Origin of the sequence: Streptomyces sp. NPDC047049 (assembly GCF_040643995.1) — a bacterium.
In the GTDB taxonomy this organism is placed as follows: domain Bacteria; phylum Actinomycetota; class Actinomycetes; order Streptomycetales; family Streptomycetaceae; genus Streptomyces; species Streptomyces mooreae.
The window spans coordinates 20,571-37,650 of sequence record NZ_JBEYVM010000020.1 but is presented as its reverse complement, the minus strand read 5'-3'; the positions used below and the strand labels follow the sequence as shown (position 1 = coordinate 37,650).

The 17,080-nt window shown below is 73.1% G+C and carries 12 protein-coding genes; 7 read left to right on the top strand and 5 right to left on the bottom strand.

What is annotated here, in order from left to right; translation table 11 throughout:
* Window positions 1–2 precede the first annotated feature (2 nt).
* The 6 genes from ABZ851_RS30940 to ABZ851_RS30915 all read left to right on the top strand — a co-directional run bounded on the left by ABZ851_RS30940 (window position 3) and on the right by ABZ851_RS30915 (window position 8,214).
* The gene (locus tag ABZ851_RS30940) at window positions 3–794 is read left to right on the top strand and encodes an alpha/beta fold hydrolase (RefSeq protein WP_361134537.1); all 792 of its coding nucleotides are present in this window, start codon (window positions 3–5) and stop codon (window positions 792–794) included.
* Window positions 791–2,185: a nucleotide disphospho-sugar-binding domain-containing protein gene (locus ABZ851_RS30935; protein WP_361134534.1), complete on the top strand. Its 1,395-nt coding sequence runs from the start codon at window positions 791–793 to the stop codon at window positions 2,183–2,185. The genes ABZ851_RS30940 and ABZ851_RS30935 overlap by 4 nt, the downstream gene beginning before the upstream one ends.
* Window positions 2,186–2,190: 5 nt before the next feature.
* Window positions 2,191–4,071 carry a class I SAM-dependent methyltransferase gene (locus ABZ851_RS30930; protein WP_361134531.1) on the top strand — a complete coding sequence of 627 codons (1,881 nt, stop codon included), beginning with the start codon at window positions 2,191–2,193 and terminating at the stop codon, window positions 4,069–4,071.
* Entirely contained in the window at window positions 4,068–5,057 is a 990-nt protein-coding gene (locus ABZ851_RS30925) for a galactokinase (RefSeq protein WP_361134528.1), read from the top strand. Before ABZ851_RS30930 ends, ABZ851_RS30925 begins: the two co-directional genes overlap by 4 nt.
* A gap of 111 nt (window positions 5,058–5,168) precedes the next feature.
* The gene (locus ABZ851_RS30920; protein ID WP_361134525.1) at window positions 5,169–6,359 is read left to right on the top strand and encodes an alkaline phosphatase family protein; all 1,191 of its coding nucleotides are present in this window, start codon (window positions 5,169–5,171) and stop codon (window positions 6,357–6,359) included.
* Window positions 6,360–6,585: 226 nt separating this feature from the next.
* Window positions 6,586–8,214, top strand: a complete 1,629-nt coding sequence (locus ABZ851_RS30915) for a phospholipase (protein WP_361134522.1) — start codon at window positions 6,586–6,588, stop codon at window positions 8,212–8,214.
* A gap of 85 nt (window positions 8,215–8,299) precedes the next feature.
* Here ABZ851_RS30915 and lysX read toward each other — a convergent pair whose 3' ends face one another.
* A complete protein-coding gene (lysX, locus tag ABZ851_RS30910; protein ID WP_361134519.1) occupies window positions 8,300–11,617 on the bottom strand; it encodes a bifunctional lysylphosphatidylglycerol synthetase/lysine--tRNA ligase LysX in 3,318 nt (1,105 codons plus the stop codon).
* A 67-nt stretch (window positions 11,618–11,684) separates the two neighbouring features.
* Window positions 11,685–12,542: an Ig-like domain-containing protein gene (locus ABZ851_RS30905; RefSeq protein ID WP_361134516.1), complete on the bottom strand. Its 858-nt coding sequence runs from the start codon at window positions 12,540–12,542 to the stop codon at window positions 11,685–11,687.
* A 419-nt stretch (window positions 12,543–12,961) separates the two neighbouring features.
* Between ABZ851_RS30905 and ABZ851_RS30900 the strand changes: the two genes are divergently transcribed.
* Window positions 12,962–13,156, top strand: a complete 195-nt coding sequence (locus ABZ851_RS30900; RefSeq protein ID WP_086718035.1) for a hypothetical protein — start codon at window positions 12,962–12,964, stop codon at window positions 13,154–13,156.
* 91 nt (window positions 13,157–13,247) lie between these two features.
* Here ABZ851_RS30900 and ABZ851_RS30895 read toward each other — a convergent pair whose 3' ends face one another.
* From ABZ851_RS30895 to ABZ851_RS30885, 3 genes are all read right to left on the bottom strand, one after another.
* Window positions 13,248–14,462 (bottom strand): phosphodiester glycosidase family protein, encoded by a 1,215-nt coding sequence (locus tag ABZ851_RS30895; protein WP_361134754.1) that lies wholly within the window; start codon window positions 14,460–14,462, stop codon window positions 13,248–13,250.
* A gap of 198 nt (window positions 14,463–14,660) precedes the next feature.
* Window positions 14,661–15,299 (bottom strand): N-acetylmuramoyl-L-alanine amidase, encoded by a 639-nt coding sequence (locus ABZ851_RS30890; RefSeq protein ID WP_361134513.1) that lies wholly within the window; start codon window positions 15,297–15,299, stop codon window positions 14,661–14,663.
* Window positions 15,300–15,544: 245 nt separating this feature from the next.
* Window positions 15,545–16,960 (bottom strand): family 2B encapsulin nanocompartment shell protein, encoded by a 1,416-nt coding sequence (locus ABZ851_RS30885; RefSeq protein ID WP_361134510.1) that lies wholly within the window; start codon window positions 16,958–16,960, stop codon window positions 15,545–15,547.
* Window positions 16,961–17,080: the final 120 nt, after the last annotated feature.

The window sequence follows — 17,080 nt, the reverse complement described above, 5'->3', positions numbered from 1 at the left end:
CCATGTCCCTGACCCCCGCGGGCGGGCTGCGCCTGCACACCCAGCGGCTGCCGGGCCGCGGTGACGGCCCCACGGTCGTCTTCCTCCACGGCCTGGTGATGGACAACCTGTCGAGCTTCTACTGCACCCTCGCGGGCCCCGTATCCCGCGCCGGTCACCCCGTGCTCCTCTACGACCAGCGCGGCCACGGCCGCAGCGACCGCCCGCCCGGCGGCTACGACCGGGACACCGCGGCCGCCGACCTCGCCGCCCTGCTCGGCTCCCTCGGCCTCGACCGCCGTCCCGTCCATCTGGTCGGCAACAGCTACGGCGGTGTCCTCGCCCTGCACACGGCGCTCGTCCGGCCCGAACTGGTCGCCTCACTGGTGCTGATCGACGCCCAGCTGACCGGCGACTGGGTGGAGGACATGACCGACACCCTCTCCGTCGCGGCCCTCGGCCTCGAACACCGCCGCCTGCCCGAGCAGCTTGCCGCACTCGGGCGGCGCAAGGAGGCCCGGCTGACCGCCGGTGCCGACGCCCTGCTCAACCGCACCTCCCTGATCGAGGACATCGCGGCCGGCGCTGCCTTCACCTCCCACGACTTCGCCCGGCTGAGGTGCCCGGTCCTCGCCGTCTACGGAGAGCACTCCGAACTCCTCCCCGGAGCCCGGGAACTCGCGGCCGGGGCACCGGACTGCGCTCTGTGTGTGCTCCCGGGCGTGGGACACACCGTGCTCAACGAAGCCACCGAAGGGCTCTGCGCCGCCGTGCTGGAACGACTCGGCGACCGGGCCGGGGCGGTGGCCCGATGAGAGTGCTGTTCGTCGTCCCGCCGCTCGCCGGACACGTCAACCCCACGATCGCGGTCGCCGCCGAGCTCACCGCGCGCGGCCACCAGGTCGCCTGGACCGGACCCGCCGCGGCCCTTGCGACCCTGCTCCCCGCGGGCTCGCTCCTGTACCCGGCGGGAGACCGGAGCGGGGGCGATGGCATCGACGTCCTGCACGGGCGGTGGCGCGATCTGCGCGGCATCGCGGCCCTGCGCTTCCTGTGGGCGGACGTCCTGCTGCCCCTCGCCCGCGCGATGCTGCCCGGCGTGCACGCCGCCGTCGAGGCCTTTGCGCCCGACGTGCTGGTGGCCGATCAACAGGCCCTGGCCGGGCCGCTGGTGGCGCGGCGTCACGGTCTGCCCTGGGCGACCTCGGCGACCACCACGGCCGAGTTCACCCGGCCCTTCGCCGGGGTCCCCAAGGTGGGGGAGTGGGTGGCACAGCGCATCACCGCCCTGCTCGCCGAATGCGGTGCGCCCAGCGGCTGGGACCCACGCTTCTCCCCGCACCTGGTCCTGGTCTTCTCCACGCCCGCGCTTCTGGGGGACGGCGGGCCGGCCGGTGACGAGGCCGGCGGGCCGCCCGTTGCCGAGGGCCATTCCTCCGCACCGGCCGCCGGCCATGCGGGTGCGGCGTCCCGTCCCGCAGGACGGCGGTATCCCTCCCACTACGCCTTCGTCGGACCCGCCTTCGGGTCTCGCCCGTCCCACGGAGACTTCCCGTGGCACCGTCTCGACCCCGCACGTGCCCGGGTGCTCGTCTCCCTCGGCACCCTCAACCGCGAGGCGGGCGCCCGCTTCTACCCCGCGGTCCTGCGCGCCGCGGACGCCCTCGCGGACCGGGCGCAACTGATCCTGGCGGCCCCCGCTGACCTCGCCGGGAACGTCCCGCACCATGTGCTGCACCAGGAGTACGTCCCCCAGCTCGCCCTGCTGCCACACCTCGACGCGGTGTTGTGCCACGGCGGCCACAACACCGTGTGCGAGGCGCTTGCGTACGGACTGCCGCTGGTCGTGGCGCCCGTCCGCGACGATCAGCCGATCGTCGCCGGCCAGGTGACCGGGGCCGGGGCGGGGGTGCGGGTGCGGTTCGGCCGGGCCCGTGCGGACGAGCTGCACCAGGCGCTGGCCGCCGTGCTGGACGCCCCGGCCCACCGCCGCGCGGCCCGCCGCATCCAGGCGTCCTTCGCCGCAGCGGGCGGCGCCCGTACGGCGGCCGACCGTCTGGAGAAGCTGCGGGCCGGCGCCGTGGCCGGACCTGGCACCGCCCCCACCGAGCCCGAGGCCGGGACCGCGCCCGAGGCCGGGACCGCGCCCGAGGCCGGGACCGCGCCCGAGCCCCAGCCCGAGACCGAGAACGAGAAGGGACCGTGAGCCCGATGACGCGAGTGCACCGTTCGGGACCCCGCACGCGATGGGTGGCGGCCGCCGCCGTGACGGCCCTGGGGGCGGGTACCGTGCGCGCCCGCCGCAGGCTCGCCGCGCTGCCCGTGCTCGAACCCGCCCCGGCCCAGGATGCCCCGCGGCCGCCGCTGCCCGGCTGGCACCTGATCACCGCGCCCGGTGTCACGGCCGACGCGGCGACCCTGCGCGCCGCGGCGGACCACGCCGTACGCGAAGGCCTGCGCGTCGTGGACCTGATACCGGTACGCCTGGAGGCCGAGAGCGTTCTCGGTCTGCTCCGGCTGCTCGACCCCACGGCCCACCGCACCGACCGGTGCGCCCCGGGACACGGCGCGGCCCACGCCCTGCTGGTGGCCGACGACGTCCACCGGCGGGCCGGTCTCGACGCCGCCACCCCGCCGCGTTCGGCCGCCGATCTGCTCCGCCTCGTCCGCACCCTCAAGGAGTACGCACCCGACGCCACCGGCTGGGTCCTCGCCCCCGGACTGACCGGCCCGCCCCCCGACCCCGCGCGGCACGCCGAGGAGCTGCGCGCCCGTGGTCTGCCGCCCGCCCTGATGTCCACAGCCCAGCTCGCCGGTCTCGCCCTGCTGGTGAAGTGCCTGGTCTCCGCGCCGCGTTGGGGTGCCGCGGCGACCGCTCTCTACTGGCTGCAGCCCGCCGTCGTCCTGGGGCCCGCCCGGGGGCCGCGCCCCGCGGGCCTCGCCCGCGCCACCGCCCTGCGTCCGCTGCGCGCCCTGTCGACCGCCCTGCGGACCCTCGCCACACCGGCCGCCGGAACGCCCGGCGCCGTCGACGCACCCGGCACCGCCGGTGAGGCGGCACGGCGCGCCGCCTACGCCACCGCTCTCGCCGGCGGCACGGACCGGTTCTTCGAGCCGCGCCGCACCGACTGCCCCTGGTGCTCGGCGCCCGGCCCCGAGGTGCGGCTGCGCACGCCCGACCTGCTCCAGGGCAAGCCCGGCCGGTTCACCCTGGAGGAGTGCCGCCAGTGCGGCCACATCTTCCAGAATCCCCGGCTCACCCCGGACGGACTCGACTTCTACTACCGCGACTTCTACGAAGGTCTCGGCGGCGACGGCACCGCCCTGGTCCTGGGCCGGATGAGCGCCACCTACCGCGCCCGCGCCGAACTGCTCCGGCCCTTCACCACCCCCCGGGCCTGGCTCGACGTCGGAACCGCCGCCGCACACTTCTGCAACGCCGCCCGCTCCGTATGGCCCGACACCCGCTTCGACGGGCTGGACATGGGCGACGGGGTCCACGAGGCCGCACGCCGGGGCTGGATCGACACCGCCTACCAGGGGCAGTTCCCCGACCTCGCCGACCGGCTCGCCGGCCGCTACGACACCGTGAGCATGCACCACTACCTCGAACACACCCGGGACCCGTTCACCGAACTCGACGCCGCCGTCAAGGTCCTGGCGCCCGGCGGCCATCTGCTGATCGAACTCCCCGACCCCGAGTCCCGGGCCGGCCGGCTGCTCGGCCGCTACTGGCTGCCCTGGTTCCAGCCCCAGCACCAGCACCTGATGCCCATCGGAAACCTCAAACAGGCCCTGGCCGCACGGGGGTTCACCGTGCTCGCGGAGCAGCACGGCGAGGCCCACCAGCCCAACGGTGACTTCCTCGCCGCCACCGCCCTCGCCGCGAACAGGATCGCCCCCGACCCGCAGGCCCCCTGGTCCACCGTGCCCGCGACCCCGGCCCGCCGTGCCGCCCGGAGCGCCGTACAGGCCATGGCGGTGCCCTGCTACGCCGCCGCGCTCGCCCTCGACGGCCTGCGTACCGCGGTGGCCCGGGCCACCGACGGCGGCAACGCCTACCGGCTGCTCGCCCGCAAGGAGCTCGGGTGAGCGCGGTGGACCTGGCCCGCCGCACCACGGCGGACCCGCTGCTGCGCCTGCTCTCCCACGGCTTCTCGACGGGTTTTCACCGTCCGCCCGACGCGGTGTGGCGGGCCCCGTACGCCTTCCGGGTCTCCGCGCCCGCCGTCCCGCCCGGCCCGCCGGGTACCGGGCCGGCGCCGGGGGCCGACTGGTTCGCGGCGGCCGGCCACTACGTCGATGTAGCCGTCGCCCCGCGCGCCGACGGGATGCTGCGCTGCGCCTCGCTCAACCACCCCGCGGAGACCGCCGAGCTCCCCCTCACCGGGCCGGCGGCCCGCGCCCCCGCCTGGGCCGCCCGCCCGTACGCCGTGCTGCGCGGCCTCGCCGCTGCCGGCTGTGGCCGGGGCGGCGCCGATCTGCAGCTGAACGCCCCCTTGCCCGAGGCCGTGGGGCTGCCCGTCGCCGAACCGCTGGAGTGCGCGGTCGCCCTGGCGGTCTCGGGTGTGCACGCCGGGCGGGGCGGCGACCCGCCGACCCGCCCGCAACTGGCCCGCCTCCTCGGCTCCGCCGTGCCCGGCGATGACGGGCTGCGCCGGGCCGTGCTCTTCGCCCGGGCCGGCCACCTCCTGGCGGCCGACGGCCGCACCCAGCTGCCGCTGCGCGCCCCTGACGGCGCCGCGGACGCCGGCCTGCTCCTCCTGACGGCCCGTCCCACCGCGACCCGCGACGCGGACAGCGGCGACGCCACCCCGGCAACCACTGCCACCCCCGACACCCCGACCACCCGTACGGCCACCGGACTCGCCACCGCGGTAAGCGCGGCCCTGCGCGCCGGCGCCTGGTCCGCCTGGTGGCCCGGCACCCGCCCGGGGCGCGGTGTGCTGCTGCTGGTGCCCCCGGACCGGCGCGCGGCGGTCCGGACCGCCACCGCCGAGGCCTTCCGCAGCTGTGACCTGCCCGTACCCCGCCTCCTGCGGATCAACGTCGTGGACGCGGCCCGCCGCGAAGCCTGACGACCACGACCACGACCACGATCACGCTCCGCCCCTGCCCCGAGTCACGACCACGCCCCGACCACGAACACCTCAGCCCGGCCCGGCATCACCGGAACGGAGGGAGACCCGATGAAGCGAACAGCCGTCCATCTGCGCAGGGCGCTCGTGGCGGTGCTCGGCGCGCTCGGCCTGACGTTTGCGGCCACCACCGCCGACGCCCGCACCACCACGGAAGGTACGGCGGCCCACGCGAGCGGCACCGGCATCCGGGCCGCTCTGCCGTCCTACGACCATGTCGTGATCGTCGTCTTCGAGAACAAGCAGTACGGCGAGATCATCGGCAACGCCGCCGCGCCCTACCTCAACCAACTCGCCGGCGAAGGCGCCGGCCTGACGGGCATGCAGGCGCTCACCCATCCCAGCCAGCCGAACTACTTCAACCTCTTCTCCGGCGCCACCCAGGGGATCACCGGCGACGGCTGCTACACCGCGCAGTCGATGACCGCGCCCAACCTTGGCCAGGAACTGCTCGCCGCCGGCAAGACCTTCGCGAGCTACAACGAAGGCCTGCCCAACGAGGGCTCCACCACCTGCTCCGACGGCCGCTACGCCCAGAAGCACAACCCCTGGTTCGCCTTCAAGAACGTGCCCGTGAGCACCGGAAAGACCTTCGCCCAGTTCCCCCAGGACGACTTCACCCGGCTGCCGACCGTCTCCTTCGTCATCCCGGACATGTGCAACGACATGCACGACTGCGGCGTCGGCACCGGCGACACCTGGCTCAGGAACAACCTCGCCTCCTACGCCCGGTGGGCCGAGGACCACAACAGCCTGCTGCTGGTGACCTGGGACGAGGACAACTACTTCGGCTCCAACCGGATCGCGACCGTCTTCCACGGAGCCCATGTCGCACCCGGCAGCCTCAGCGGCGCCTACAACCACTACAGCCTGCTGCGGACGGTCGAGGACATGTACGGCACCGGGCACGCGGGCAATGCGGCCACCGCCGCCCCCGTCACCGGCGTGTTCGACACCGGCGGCACCGAGCCGCCCGGCGGTGACCTGAAGCTCACCGCCCCCGGCCCGCAGACCTGCCGCTTCCTCCAGGACTGCACCGTCCAGCTGACCGCAACCGGCGGCACGCCCCCGCTCACCTACCGCGCCACCGGCCTGCCGCTGGGCCTGGGCGCCGACGCCCCCGGCGGCCGGATCGGCGGCAGGCCCTGGCAGACCGGCACCTTTCCGATCACCGCCACCGTCACCGACTCCCACGGCGCCACCGCCACCGCCGCCTTCCCGCTCACCGTCAACTGGTTCTGACACCTGGTTCCGGCACTTGGTGCTGAACATCGGCAACTTCGCGGCAGTCACGTACAGGAAAGCCGCAAACGCCGCGGGGGCGATCGCAGTTGTAGCGAAGATCGTCTTCCGCACCGAGCGAACGGGAGGCGGCCCGATAGCTTCTGGGGGCAACCGGAGCCGGGCGTGCGATCAGCGGCAGGTGATCAGCGCTCGGCTCGCCTCGTCACCGTAAGAAGGCAAGTTCTTGGCTCCTCACAGACTCCACCGGCTCCGCCGGCTCATACCGGCGTCCGTCGCCCTGACGACCGTGTGCGCGACGCTACCGGCCTCGGCGGCATACGCCGCGGACACCCCGCCCACCCCCCACCTGGACTCCATCGAGCGGTCGCTCCGCGAAACCTCCCCCGGCCTCGAAGGCTCGGTGTGGGAGCGCACCGACGGCAACCGCCTGGACGCCCCGGCGGACAACCCCTCCGGCTGGCTGCTGCAGACCCCCGGCTGCTGGGGCGACGCCGGCTGCAAGGACCGCGCGGGCACCCGGCGGCTGCTCGACAAGATGACCCGCAACATCGCCGACGCCCGGCACACCGTGGACATCTCCTCGCTGGCCCCGTTCCCCAACGGCGGGTTCGAGGACGCCGTCGTCGCCGGTCTCAAGGCGTCCGTCAAGGCGGGACACTCCCCGCGGGTGCGCATCCTGGTCGGCGCCGCCCCCCTCTACCACCTCAATGTGGTGCCGTCGCGCTACCGGGACGACCTGATCGACAAGCTCGGCCCGGCGGCCGGCAAGGTCACGCTCAACGTCGCCTCGATGACCACGTCCAAGACGTCGCTCTCCTGGAATCACTCCAAGCTCCTTGTGGTCGACGGGAAGACGGCCATCACGGGCGGGATCAACGGCTGGAAGGACGACTACCTCGACACCGACCACCCGGTGTCGGACGTGGACATGGCGCTCAGCGGGCCGGCCGCCCGCTCGGCGGGGAAGTACCTCGACACCCTCTGGGACTGGACCTGCCGGAACGCGTCCGACCCGGCGAAGGTCTGGCTCGCCACCTCGAACGGTTCCTCCTGCATGCCGTCGATGGAGAAGGAGGAGGCGGGCGCCGCCCCCGCCGGGCCCACCGGTGACGTCCCGGTCATCGCGGTCGGCGGGCTGGGCGTGGGCATCAAGGAGTTGGACCCCTCCTCGGGGTACCACCCGGACCTGCCCACGGCCCCGGACACCAAGTGCACCGTGGGGCTGCACGACCACACCAACGGCGACCGCGACTACGACACGGTCAACCCCGAGGAGAACGCGCTGCGTTCGCTCATCGCGAGCGCGCGCGACCACGTCGAGATCTCGCAGCAGGACCTCAACGGCACCTGTCCGCCGCTGCCGCGCTACGACATCCGGACCTACGACACCCTCGCGGGCAAGCTGGCCGCCGGGGTGAAGGTCCGCCTCGTCGTCAGCGATCCCGCCAACCGCGGTGCCGTCGGCAGCGGGGGCTACTCCCAGATCAAGTCCCTGGACGAGATCAGCGACACCCTCCGCACGCGTCTCGTGGCCCTCACCGGCGACAACGAGAAGGCGTCGCGGGCGCTGTGCGGCAACCTGCGGCTCGCCTCGTTCCGCAGCTCCGACGCCGCGAAGTGGGCCGACGGCAAGCCGTACGCGCTGCACCACAAGCTGGTGTCGGTGGACGACTCGGCGTTCTACATCGGTTCCAAGAACCTCTACCCGGCCTGGCTGCAGGACTTCGGCTACATCGTCGAGAGCCCGGCCGCGGCGAAGCAGCTCAAGACCGAACTGCTCGACCCGGAGTGGAAGTACTCCCAGCAGGCGGCGTCGACCCCGGCCGGGTGCCCGGCCGGCGCCACGGGCTGACTGCGCGAAACGGCGGAGGCCGCCCCCACCGTGCGGTGGGGGCGGCCTCCGCCGTCCAACCCGCAGAAGCGGGCCCGCGGCCCCGTCAGCGGCGCCGCACCAGCGGGAACGGCAGCGTCTCGCGGATCGACAGCCCGGTGAGGAACATGACCAGCCGGTCCACGCCGATGCCCAGACCACCGGTCGGCGGCATCGCGTACTCCAGGGCCTGCAGGAAGTCCTCGTCCAGCTCCATCGCCTCCACATCACCGCCGGCCGCCAGCAGCGACTGGGCGGTGAGCCGCCGCCGCTGCTCCACCGGGTCGGTCAGCTCCGAGTAGGCGGTGCCCAGTTCGGTGCCGAACGCGACCAGGTCCCAGCGCTCGGCGAGCCGCGGGTCCCGGCGGTGCTGACGGGTCAGCGGCGAGACATCGGTGGGGAAGTCCTTGTAGAACGTCGGGAGCTCGGTCCGCTCCTCCACCAGCCGCTCGTACATCTCCAGCACGATGTCGCCCCGGCCCATCTCCGGCTTCACCGGCACCGACGAGGCGGCGCACAGCCGGCGCAGCGCCTCGGAGCCGGTGTCCGCGTCGACCTCCTCGCCGAGCGCTTCGGAGATCGCGCCGTAGACGGTCTTCACCGGCCAGATCCCCGAGATGTCGTGCTCGACCAGCCGGCCGCTCTCGTCCGCCTTGCGGGCGGTGGCGCTGCCGAACGCGGCGACGGCCGCGCCCTGGATCAGCTCCCGGGTCAGGTCGAGCATCACGTCGTAGTCGGCGAACGCCTGGTACGCCTCCAGCATCGTGAACTCGGGGTTGTGCTTGTAGGAGATGCCCTCGTTGCGGAAGGTCCGCCCCATCTCGAAGACCTTCTCCATACCGCCCACGCACAGCCGCTTGAGATACAGCTCCGGCGCGATCCGCAGATACAGGTCGAGGTCGTAGGCGTTGATGTGGGTCTGGAAGGGGCGGGCGTTGGCGCCGCCGTGGATCTGCTGCAGCATCGGTGTCTCGACCTCGAGGTAGCCGCGCTCGATCAGACCCTGGCGCAGTGCCTGTACGGCCGTGCTGCGCGCCCGTACGTTGTCCCGCGAATCCGGCGAGACGACCAGGTCCACATACCGCTGGCGGACCTTGGCCTCCGGGTCGGTCAGCCCGCGCCGCTTGTCCGGAAGCGGCCGCAGGCACTTGGCCGTCAGCCGCCACCGGGTCACGAACACCGTCAGCTCACCGCGGTCGCTGGTGCCGACCTCGCCCTCGGCCTCGACATGGTCACCGAGGTCGATGTCCGCACCGAAGCGCTCCAGCAGCTCCTTGCCACTGCCCTCCCGCGTCAGCGCGATCTGCAGATCGCCCGACCAGTCCCGCAGCACCGCGAAGAGCACGCCACCGTGATCGCGGGTGAGCAGCACCCGCCCCGCGATGCTGACGGTCTTGCCGGTCCGCGCGCCGGGCGTCAGATCCGGGTACTCGTCGCGGACCTGGCCCAGGGTGTGCGTACGCTCCACGCCCACCGGGTACGGATCGGTGCCGGCCTCCCGCAGCCGCTCCAGCTTCCGGTGGCGCACCCGCACCTGCTCGGGCAGCGCGGCCAGTTCTTGCTCGTGCAGCTCCTCCTCGGTGGCTGGTCCGGTCTGCACCAGCCCGAGCTCGTCCAGGGACGGCAGGCCCGCGGTGCTCGCCGGGGCCAGCACCCGCTTCTTGTGGCCCTTGCCCCACAGCTTGCCCAGGCTCGGCACGGCCACGAAGCCCTCGGCGATACCGGAGGCCAGACCGATCCGGGCCAGCGCACCGGCGTCCGCGTAGCACAGGAACCGCGGGTACCACTCCGGGTTGTACTTCGCGTTGGAACGGTAGAGGGCTTCCAGCTGCCACCACTTGGAGAAGAACAGCAGCAGCCGGCGCCAGAACTTCAGCACCGGCCCGGCACCGATCCGGCCGCCCTCCTCGAAGGCGGACCGGAACACCGCGAAGTTCAGCGAGATCCGGCGCACGCCCATGGCACCGGCCTGGGCGCACAGCCGGGCCACCATGAACTCCATGACGCCGTTGGGCGCGGTGCGGTCCCGGCGCATGACGTCCAGCGAGATGCCGTCCTTGCCCCACGGCACGAAGGACAGCAGCGCGATCATGTTGCCGTCGCCGTCGAACGCCTCGGCCAGCAGGCAGTCGCCGTCCTCCGGGTCGCCCAGCCGGTCCAGCGCCATCGAGAAGCCGCGCTCGGTCTCGGTGTCCCGCCAGGCATCCGCCCGGTGGATGACCTCCTGCATCTCCTCGTCGGTCAGCGCGGAGTGACGCCGTACGCGGAAGGTCGCGCCGGTGCGCTCGACGCGGTTGACGGCCTGGCGGGTCACCCGCATCTCCCGGCCGTCGAGGTCGAAGTCCTTCACATGCAAGATCGCTTCGTCGCCGAGCTGCAGCGCCCCGAGGCCGCTGCGGGCGAACGCCTTGGCGCCGCTCTCGCTGGCCCCCATGACGGCGGGCTGCCAGCCGTACCGTCCGGCGACCTCCAGCCAGGCCTCGATGGCCTGCGTCCACGCCTCCCGGTCACCGACCGGGTCACCGCTGGCCAGACAGACACCGGCCTCGACGCGGTAGGTGACGGCGGCCTTGCCGCTGCGGGAGAAGACCACGGCCTTGTCGCGGCGGGAAGCGAAGTAGCCGAGCGAGTCCTGGCTGCCGTAGCGGTCCAGCAGCGCCCGGATGCGGGCCTCCTCGTCACCGTGCAGCGCGGCTTCCATGCGCTGCGAACGGAACAGGGTGGCGGCGGCGTTCAGCAGCGCCAGCGCCCCGAGCAGGCCGAGGACGGCGCTGGTCCAGTGCGGCGGATGGCCCTCGATCAGCCGGCCGCCGACGAGCCCGCCGCAGACGCGGTTGGCGGCCCACAGCAGCCGGTTGGCGGCGCCGGGCTCCAGCGTGCCCGGGGCCAGCGAGACCAGTCCCCAGCCGATCAGCACCGCCGCGGCAAGCCCGCCGATCAGCACCAGGATCGCGCGCAGGAACGCGCCGCGCCGGGTGATCGCATAGAACTCGCGGTGCGAGACGAGCAGGAGCACCAGCGCACCGGCGCACAGCACCAGGGAGAAGGTGTACTCCCAGTACCTCTCGACCAGGAACAGCGCGTCCGCGAGGGTGACCAGCACCATGTAGGTCACCACGAACCACAGCGCGACCTGTTTGCGGGCGGTCATCGCCGCGGCCAGAAGGAAGAGGAACACCGCATACGCGAAGTTCGGCACCACCGGGATGGTGAGCGTGTCCAGCCAGTAGATCACCGGGTGGAATCCGCGCCGGAGGGGCCCGATCAGCGCCATCAGGGCACAGAAGAGCCCCAACACGCTGAAGATGATGGCGAAGCCATTGGGGACGCGGCGCCGGAAGCGCTGCCACCCCGTGAGTTGATCCTGGTCCTGCACGGTGCTCATTCCGTCACATTAGGCTTGGAAAGGGTTCAGCTGCGCGCCGCGCGGCGCTGGTTCTCTGCCACGGGGATCAGCCGTCATTCCAGTCTCCGATCCCGATGGCCCTGTTGTCTTCCCCTCGTACGGAGGGTGCGGTGACCTCTATGGGGTCACTCCTGTGGACCTTGCCACAAACCGGCTCCATGTCCGAGTCGGTGCAACTCCGGCCGATGGTGAACTTCAGGTCATAGTCGTGGACGAAGTAGCGGCCGCCCCCGGAGTCCACGCCGTCGAGAGCCGCCCGCAGCGTGACCTCGGTACCCGGTTTCCAGGGCCGCGCGGGCCGCCAGTCCACCCGGTCGCCGCCGTCGCCGTCCGGTTCCCAGGCCCACGACCCGGTCATCCCGCTGTCGGTGGTGACGCTGAGCCGCCGTTCGACCGCGGCCCGGTCGGCCACCGGGAAGTTGAAGAGGATCGTCAGGGGCCGGTCGGCGCCGGCCGCCGCGTCCGGCGAGCGGGGATCGAGCATCAGCGTATTGAGCCTGGCCGCGGTCGCGGTGGTCAGCGACTCCTTGGCCGCGCCGACGCCGCCCTGGGCGTTCCTGGTCCGGGCGACGACGGAGTACTTGGTGCCCGGCGCGGTCTTCGCCCTGGACGTCCAGCTGGTTCCGCCGCGGGCGAGCCCGCCGGGCAGCCGCCGTCCGCTGGGGTCGGTGACGGACACCTCGGTCAGGACGCCGCCCTGAGCCGTCACCTGGAGGCGGTCGCCTGCCTGTACGGTCCTGGTCCCGCCCGCCGCGCCCAGCGCCACCTGCACCGGATCGCCCTGCGGGGCCGCCTCCCGGCCTGCCCCGCACCCGGTGAGCGTGCCCAGGGCGAGCACCGGGGCCAGCGCGAGTGCGACACGCCGCGGCCGGGAAGGCCGGCGGCGGCAGGGGGGCTGGCTCATGTCGGGGGCTTCCGTCTGCGGTGCGGGAGGGCGGCGGGTGGTGCGGTGGAGGGCAGGGCTGTGGGCGAGGGCGGCGTTGTCGGCCGCTAAGACGAGGGATCGCCACACTTCGTTGCAGGGAGTGATGTGATCCACGGCACAGTCGCCGGCGGGCCGTGGGGAGTGCGGGGGTGGCGGGTCGATGTCAGGAGCTTGCGGCGATATGGGCGATTGATCCCCTGCGCGCCGGTCGCCGCCGGCCTCACTCTGGGTCTGTTGCCTGCCCGCCGCACCCCGCACACACCTGCCCGGCACCCCGCAGTGACCCGCAGTGATCACCTGATCGGAGCACCCGGAGGAGAACCTGACATACCCCGAAATACGCCAAACTGGCCACCCCTTGCTGCCCGTTCGGGCGGCGGTTGAGGAGGTGTGCGTCCATGGCCATTTCCATCTCGGTCGTACTGCTGCTGGTCGTCCTGACCGTGATCTTCCTGCGCAGCGGCAAGCTCAAGATCTCGCACGCCCTGGTGTGCGCGCTGCTCGGCTTCTACCTGGCGAACAGCAGCCTCGCGCCGGACATCCACCAGGGGCTCTCCGGTGCCGCGGATGTGGTGAGCAGCGTGCGCCCGTGACGGTGGCGGCTCCGCGGCTGTGACGGTGGCGGCTCCGCGACTGTGACGGTGGCGGTCCCGCGACCGGTGTCGCCGGTGGCCGCCCGGGCCCTCACCCGGCGGAGAACACCCCGATCGCGTTGGGTACCGGCCGCTCCGCCCCGCCCGACGGATGGTTGCGGACCGTGGCCCCGTACCTGTCGCCGGTGACCAGCGTCGACGACCCGCCCCCGTCCAGGTCCATCGCGTCCCGCGCACCCAACGCCACCATCAGGTCCGCCAGTTCGCGCACCGTCAGACCGGTCTGGCCGGGGGCCCCGTCCAGCGCCATGAGATAGAGCAGCCGCCCGCCGTCCCCGGTCCCCGCGGAGGTACGCACCGCCACCGCGACCGTGTCCAGACCGGCCACCGGCGCGTCGTCCCGCACGATCGGGAAGCCGCCCACCGCGAACCGCAGGGGGACGGGCCCCCTGCCGACGAGGCGGGAGGCGAGCCGCACCGGATCGCCGACCTCCAGGGCGCGCAGCCGCCGCGCCCCTTCCTCCCGGCCCACCAGCACCACACTGCCCCCCGGCACCCCGCCGCTGCCCGGGACGTCCTCCACGGCCGTCACCCGGCCGTGCCGGACGGTCACCTCCGTGGTGTCCCTGCTGCACGGCGCCGCCCGGTCGGTGTCCGTGCCGCAGGTGGCGCGCATCCGGGACACCGTGCCCCACTGCGGGGTGTAGGCGCCGATGCCGCCGACGGGGAGTGCGTACTGGTTCAGGCCGCGCAGCGGCAGCGTCCCCCCGCCGGTCAGCACCGCGCCGCGCAGGGTGAGCCGGTCCAGCCGGGCCCGGTGGTCGTAGCCGACGCCGATGACGTCCTCGGTGGTCGCGCCCGGCGGCATGGCCGGCCCGAACCGCTGGCCGTCGGGCACCGCGCCCTTCAGCTGCCGCCCCGAGGCCACCGCCGGGCCGACCGAGGCGCCGGTCGCCTGCACGCCCGGGTGCTGGGTCTCGGTGATGTTGAAGAAGTCGCCGTTGACGGCGCCCACCGCGCCGCGCTCGGCCGCCAGCAGGGACACCGGTGACCGCGCGCCGACCGCCCCCGGATACAGCAGGTCGACCGAGACCCGCGGATCGGCCAGGTCGACCGTCAGCAGATGCCCGTGCACGAGGCCGCGCGGCACCGTCATCCGGAATTCGCCGTAGGCCACGCCGGGGGCCACCAGCCGGGCGGAAGAGCGGCGCAGTGCGCTGTCCGCGGCGGTGGCCGGTGCCCCGCCCGCCATCCCTCCGCCGGCCAGCACCCCCCACGCCACCAGCACCGTCAGCACCGCGTGCACTCGACCGAATCGCCGCTTCACGATCCCCCCTGACGTCGTGCCAACTGTCCCAGGTGCCGGAGACGTTCACTATGACCCGGAGATGTCATCAATGCGTAGACCCGCACCACGGCCGTCGTGTCGCCGACGCCGTCGCCGCCGGGGGCCGCACCGCGCCGGTCCGGACACCCCCGGAGGGCGTGCCACGGCGCGCCCGCGTCACCCGACGCCCCGCCAGGAGGCCTCGTTGACCAGCATCAGATAGCGCGCCCAGTCCCAGTACTCACCCGGGTCGGTGTGGTCGGTGCCCGGCACCTCGACGTGGCCGATGATGTGCTCGCGGTCCTTGGGGATCCGGTAGCGGTCACAGATGGCGGCGGTGAGCCGGGCGGACTGCTCGTAGAGCGGGTCGGTGAACCACGTCGGGTCGTCGATCCAGCCCTCGTGCTCGATGCCGATGCTGCGGGTGTTGTAGTCCCAGTTCCCGGCGTGCCAGGCGACGTCCCGCTCCCTGACGCACTGGGCGATCCTGCCGTCGGCGGACCGTACGAGATAGTGCGCGGCCGCCTTGTGCCGGGGGTCCTTGAACAGCTTGAGGGTGTTCTTGTAGGTCTCCTGGGTCACATGCACCACGACCATTTCGACCGGGTACTTCGTCGGCCGCCTGGCCGCGGTGAAGTTGGACGGGCTGGCCGGAACCCACTGGTGCGGGGGGTAGGCGCCGCCGCCCGGAGTCGGCCGGTGCGCGGCGGCCCCGGCCCCGGGCGCGGTGAAGGGGACGAGCGCGGCGGATGCGGCGAGCGCGGCCGCACCGGTGAGCAGGCGACGGCGGTCCGGGCAGCGGTGGTCGGGCTCCATGTGAACTCCTGACAGGGACCGTGGGGGGGCATGGTCGCGTACATGTCACACACCTGCGGTGTGTTCATGATGCGCAACAGGGCACGCCCTGCCAAGGGAATGGCCGCTTCGCCAATGGCTCGACCAAAGGCGGCAACGGCGCAGGTCAGGAGAGCGGAGATACCTGATCGGTCGTCACCCGGGTGCCACGCCCGCGGCCCTGGCGGCCGCTCGTGGACGTGGCACCCGGACCGGGATGGGGCCGGTCAGTGGCCGATTTCCACGTCCTCCAGGATGCCCAGTGCGTCCGGCACCAGCACCGCCGCCGAATAGTAGGCGCTGACCAGGTAATTGATGACGGCCTGGTCATTGATCCCCATGAAACGCACCGACAGGCCGGGCCGGTACTCGTCCGGGATGCCGGTCTGGTGCAGCCCCACCACGCCCTGGTTCTCCTCGCCGACCCGCAGCGCCAGAATCGAGCTGGTCTGGTCCGGGGTGATGGGGATCTTGTTGCAGGGCAGCAGCGGGATGCCCCGCCAGGCGCGGACCGCCGTGCCCTCGCACTCCGCGGTGGTGGGGTAGATCCCCCGGGCGTTCCACTCCCGCCCGATCGCCGCGATGGTGCGCGGATGCGCCAGCAGGAACTGCGTCTTACGGCGCCGGGAGATCAGCTCGTCCAGGTCATCGGGGGTCGGCGGTCCGCTGCGGGTGTGGAGGCGCTGCTTGAGGTCGGCGTTGTGCAGCAGCCCGAACCCGGGATTGTTGATCAGCTCGTGTTCCTGGCGCTCGCGCAGCGCCTCCACGGTCAGCCGCAGCTGCTGGTCCAGCTGGTTCATCGGGTCGTTGTAGAGGTCGGCGACCCGCGAGTGGATCTTCAACACGGTCTGGGCCACGCTGAGTTCGTACTCCCGCGGCGCCAGGTCGTAGTCGACGAAGGTACCCGGCAGGGCCGGCTCGCCGACATGGCCCGCGGCCAGCTCGATGGCCGCCTCACCGTGCTTGTTCTGCGCGGGGACCAGCGCCTCGCGGAACTCCTCCAGATGGCTGCGCAGCGACGGTGACCGGCCCAGCACCTCTTCGAGGTCGCTGCGGTAGAGGGTCAGCGCGGTCACCCGGGTCACCGCCCGCACGGAGTGCTCCCACTCCGCGTCCGGTGTCAGCAGCGCCGCGGCGCCGAGGGCGTCACCGTCGGCCAGCACCCCCAGGACCGTCTCGTCGCCGTACTTGCCGGCGCCGATGCGGTCGAGCTTGCCGTGGGCGATCAGGATGACCCGGTCCGTGGGCGCGCCGCTCCGGGCCAGCACCTCACCGGGGGCGAACTCCCGCTGGACGAAGCGGTCCGCCAGCGACTGAAGCGTCGCGGCGTCGGTGTACCCGCGCAGCGGCGCCAGCTCCCGCAACTCCGCCGGGATCACCCGCACTTCGGAGCCGGTCGAGGTGAACTCCACCCGGCCGTCGCCGAGGGTGTGGGTCAGGCGGCGGTTGACGCGGTACGTACCGCCCGAGACCTGCGTCCAGGGCAGGATCCGCAGCAGCCAGCGGGAGGAGATCCCCTGCATCTGCGGCACGGTCTTGGTCGTGGTCGCCAGCTTGCGGGCGGCCGCGGTGTCCAGGCTGGACCGGCTCTGCTCGACCGGGGACTGCTGCGGGCCGGACGTCGGATCCACCGATGTGGTCATGGAGAAGGCTCACCTGTTCTTGTCGGTGCGGGCTGTGCTCTGCGTGCGGGGCCTGCATCTGCGGACGGCCGGCGCGGCCGGGCGGGGACCGGGCCGCTCCCGTGCGCGCCGTGCCCTTCC

What these genes read in the sequence shown, in the direction of transcription:
- ABZ851_RS30900 (WP_086718035.1), top strand. Translation starts at nt 12,962, where the DNA reads ATGGCCATTTCCATCTCGGTCGTACTGCTGCTGGTCGTCCTGACCGTG.
- ABZ851_RS30930 (WP_361134531.1), top strand. Translation starts at nt 2,191, where the DNA reads ATGACGCGAGTGCACCGTTCGGGACCCCGCACGCGATGGGTGGCGGCC.
- lysX (WP_361134519.1), bottom strand. Translation starts at nt 11,617, where the DNA reads ATGAGCACCGTGCAGGACCAGGATCAACTCACGGGGTGGCAGCGCTTC.
- ABZ851_RS30905 (WP_361134516.1), bottom strand. Translation starts at nt 12,542, where the DNA reads ATGAGCCAGCCCCCCTGCCGCCGCCGGCCTTCCCGGCCGCGGCGTGTC.
- ABZ851_RS30920 (WP_361134525.1), top strand. Translation starts at nt 5,169, where the DNA reads ATGAAGCGAACAGCCGTCCATCTGCGCAGGGCGCTCGTGGCGGTGCTC.
- ABZ851_RS30890 (WP_361134513.1), bottom strand. Translation starts at nt 15,299, where the DNA reads ATGGAGCCCGACCACCGCTGCCCGGACCGCCGTCGCCTGCTCACCGGT.
- ABZ851_RS30940 (WP_361134537.1), top strand. Translation starts at nt 3, where the DNA reads ATGTCCCTGACCCCCGCGGGCGGGCTGCGCCTGCACACCCAGCGGCTG.
- ABZ851_RS30935 (WP_361134534.1), top strand. Translation starts at nt 791, where the DNA reads ATGAGAGTGCTGTTCGTCGTCCCGCCGCTCGCCGGACACGTCAACCCC.
- ABZ851_RS30885 (WP_361134510.1), bottom strand. Translation starts at nt 16,960, where the DNA reads ATGACCACATCGGTGGATCCGACGTCCGGCCCGCAGCAGTCCCCGGTC.